Origin of the sequence: Thauera aminoaromatica S2, assembly GCF_000310185.1 — a bacterium.
GTDB classification, from domain to species: Bacteria; Pseudomonadota; Gammaproteobacteria; order Burkholderiales; family Rhodocyclaceae; genus Thauera; species Thauera aminoaromatica.
Window position 1 is genome coordinate 1 of sequence record NZ_AMXD01000238.1, and the last position, 2,670, is coordinate 2,670.

Annotated in this window: 4 protein-coding genes; all 4 read left to right on the top strand. The window is 72.1% G+C overall.

What is annotated here, in order from left to right:
* Positions 1–139: 139 nt before the first annotated feature.
* The gene (locus C665_RS19085; protein ID WP_004327597.1) at positions 140–679 is read left to right on the top strand and encodes a chemotaxis protein CheW; all 540 of its coding nucleotides are present in this window, start codon (positions 140–142) and stop codon (positions 677–679) included.
* Between the two features lie 23 nt (positions 680–702).
* A complete protein-coding gene (locus C665_RS19090; RefSeq protein ID WP_004327599.1) occupies positions 703–1,512 on the top strand; it encodes a CheR family methyltransferase in 810 nt (269 codons plus the stop codon).
* Positions 1,513–1,514: 2 nt separating this feature from the next.
* A complete protein-coding gene (locus C665_RS19095) occupies positions 1,515–2,099 on the top strand; it encodes a chemotaxis protein CheD (RefSeq protein WP_004327600.1) in 585 nt (194 codons plus the stop codon).
* Positions 2,096–2,670: response regulator (locus C665_RS19100; protein ID WP_004327601.1), on the top strand; the 575-nt coding region annotated here is incomplete at its 3' end. The genes C665_RS19095 and C665_RS19100, both read left to right, overlap by 4 nt.

Consider the following 2,670-nt stretch of genomic DNA (forward strand, 5'->3'; position numbering starts at 1 on the left):
CGCGCGCACCACCCGCGGCCAGCCGGCGCCTGCGCGCAGCACGCGCGAGCCGCGCCGCATCGGCCTCGGCAACGCGCAGCCGGCTTTCGCGTCCGCCGCCGCGGACCCGGAATACGTGCGCTTCTGAGCGGGGAGCGCCATGTCGCAATCCAGTCTTCAGGCGGTCGTCCCCGCCACTGCCAGCCTGCGTGCCGCCGCGGCCGCGGGCGGCCAGTACCTGGTGTTCACGCTCGGCGGCGAGGTCTTCGCCATCGACATCCTGCAGATCCGTGAGATCATCGAATTCGGCGAGCTCACCGAGGTGCCGATGACGCCGCCCACCGTGCGCGGAGTGATCAACCTGCGTGGCGCGGTGGTGCCGGTGATCGATCTTGCCGCGCGCTTCGGCCGCGAGCGCATTCGCAGCGGGCGGCGCAGCTGCATCGTCATCGTCGAGGTGGGTGGCGAGGCCGGCACGCAGACGCTGGGCGTGATGGTCGACGGCGTCAGCGAGGTCATCGACATCGCCGCCGCCGACATCGAGCCGGCGCCGTCCTTCGGGGCCCGCATCCGCACCGACTTCATCGCCGGCATGGCGCGCCGCGAAGGGCGCTTCGTGATCCTGCTCGAGGTCGGGCGGGTGTTCTCGATCGACGAACTCGCCGGCATCGGCGCGCTCGCCGGCGCCGCCGAGCACTGAGCCGGTCCTCCGGGAGGCCACGCATGTCCGAGATCAGCATCACCCAGGCCGAGTTCGAGCAGTTCCGCGCGCTCATGCATCGGGCCGCCGGCGTCGACCTGCCGCCGCAGAAGATCAGCCTGGTCAGCGGCCGCCTGGCGCGGCGGCTGCGCGCGCTCGGGCTCGCCAGCTTCGGCGACTACCATCGCCTGGTGTCGAGCGCCGGCGCGCACGACGAGTTCGAGCGCATGGTCGACCTGCTCACCACCCACGAGACCTATTTCTTCCGCGAACCCAAGCACTTCGACTTCCTCGCCGAAAGCGTGCTGCCCGCGCTCGGGCGCACGCGCACGCCGCGCTTCTGGAGCGCGGCGAGCTCGTCCGGCGAGGAGGCCTACAGCCTGGCGATGGTGCTCGCCGACCGTCTCGGCGGCGACGCGCCCTGGGAGGTGTTCGGCTCGGACATCAGCCGCGAGGTGGTGGAGAAGGCGCGCGGCGGCGTCTATGCGATGAACCGCATCGACGGCATCCCGCCCGACTACCTGCGGCGCTACTGCCTGCGCGGCGTAGGCAGCCGCGACGGTACGCTGCAGGTCGACGCGGCGCTGCGCCGACGGGTGCGCTTCGCCCAGGTCAATCTCAACGGCAACCTCGCCGGTGTCGGCGACTTCGACGTCGTCTTCCTGCGCAATGTGCTGATCTACTTCGACCTGCCGACCAAGCGCCGCATCGTCGAACGCATCGTGCGCCAGATGCGGCCGGGTGGCTGGCTGTTCATCGGCCACTCGGAGAGCCTCAACGGCCTCGACCTCGGCCTGCGCCAGGAGCGGCCCACCATCTACCGGCGAATGTGAGCATGCGGCCGGCTTCGCGCAACACGATCGAGATCTTCCTGCAGCCCGGCGAGTTCTGGTTCGGCGACCGCGACACGCGCATCCGCACCCTGCTCGGCTCCTGCGTGTCGATCACGATGTGGCATCCGCGCCTGCGCATCGGCGGCATGTGCCACTTCATGCTCCCCGAGCGCGGCGTGCGTGCGTGCGCCGATGGCCTGGACGGGCGCTATGCCGGGGACGCGATCGCGCTCTTCCTGCGCGAGCTGCGCGCCGCCCACACTCGGCCGCAGGATTACCAGGTCAAGCTCTTCGGCGGCGGACGCATGTTCCGCAGCCGCCACGCCGCGGGCGCTCCCGCCGCGCTCGACGTCGGCACGCGCAACGTCGAGGCCGCGCGCATGCTGCTGCGCACGCACGGCTTTCGCGTGCGCGCCGCCCACGTCGAGGGCGAGGGCCACCGCAATCTGATCTTCGACATCGGCAGCGGCGAGGTCTGGCTGCGCCACGTCGCTCCGGCGGCGGCGAGCGCCGCGGTGATCCACACCGAAGTCCCCTCCCAAGCCCACCCCGGAGTTCACCCGGAATCCGCGAGCGAGGCCGCATGAACGCCCCCATCCGTGTCCTCGTCGTCGACGACTCCGCCGTGGTGCGCCAGGTGGTGAGCGAGATCCTCTCCGCCGCACCCGGCATCGAGGTCGTCGGCACCGCCTCCGATCCGCTCTTCGCCATGGCCAAGATGCGCCGCGACTGGCCCGACGTGATCACCCTGGACGTGGAGATGCCGCGCATGGACGGCATCAGCTTCCTGCGCCAGCTCATGGCCGAGCGCCCGACCCCGGTCATCGTGTGCTCCACGCTCACCTCGCGCGGCGCCGAGACCACCATGCAGGCGCTCGCCGCCGGCGCCGTCTCCATCATCGCCAAGCCCACGCTCGGCCTGAAGGGCTTCCTCACCGACTCCGCCCAGGAACTCGTCGCCGCCGTGCGCGCCGCGGCGCGTGCGAACCTGCGCGCGCTACGGGCGGGGGCGGGCGTCGGCGGGGGTGGTCCCGGCGTTGGTGGTCGAGCAGGGTCCGGAGCGGAAATCGGCTCCGCAACGGGGCCTGGCGGAGCGGGCGTGGCTGCCGCTCCGGGCGTCGGCGTGGCGGCCGCGCGCGGTGCAGCGGGCGCCGGACC